This is a genomic window from Bradyrhizobium sp. P2_E8, assembly GCF_056403875.1.
In genome coordinates, this window is the sequence record NZ_JBFUES010001943.1 from 1 (window position 1) to 503 (window position 503).

A 503-nucleotide genomic window follows, 5' to 3' on the forward strand; every position below is an offset into this window, starting at 1 on the left:
CTCCACGAGTCCAACTCTCACTTGAATGTGCTGATGCAGACCCCTCATCCGGCGCTTCGCGCCACCTTCTCCCACAAGGGGAGAAGGAAGGGCAGCTTGCAAGCCGATAGAGTCTGAGAAAACTCGGGAGATTACCCGAACGCCTGCCGTAGCCGTCGCGCCAGATCGAACAGCATCTGGTTCTGCTTCACCAGCCGCTTGCCGTGGCTGACCGAGGACATCGCCATTGCCGCAAGCTTGCCGCGCGAGGTCAGCGGCACGAAGCTGTCGAAAATGTCCTCGTCGTCCTTGCAGAACATCCGCTTGTAGTCGTCCGAGCCGATGCCGAGGTCGAGCGAGCGGTAGCCGCGCTCGGCGTAGCGGTCGATGATGTAGCGCATCAGGATCAGGCCCGGGCTGTAGCGGGCGTGCTCGGACATGGTGTAGGTGTTGAACATCATCGAGAAGCGCTGGCCGTCGGCGACGCCGGCGAAGATCGCGATCACCTCGTCGTCGCATTCGAG

General features: G+C 61.8%; 1 protein-coding gene. It reads right to left on the bottom strand.

All coding sequences use genetic code 11. From position 1 onward, the window contains the following. Window positions 1-131: 131 nt before the first annotated feature. On the bottom strand, window positions 132-503 hold a 372-nt coding region (locus tag AC1D00_RS44835; protein WP_477015180.1), incomplete at its 5' end, for a GNAT family N-acetyltransferase.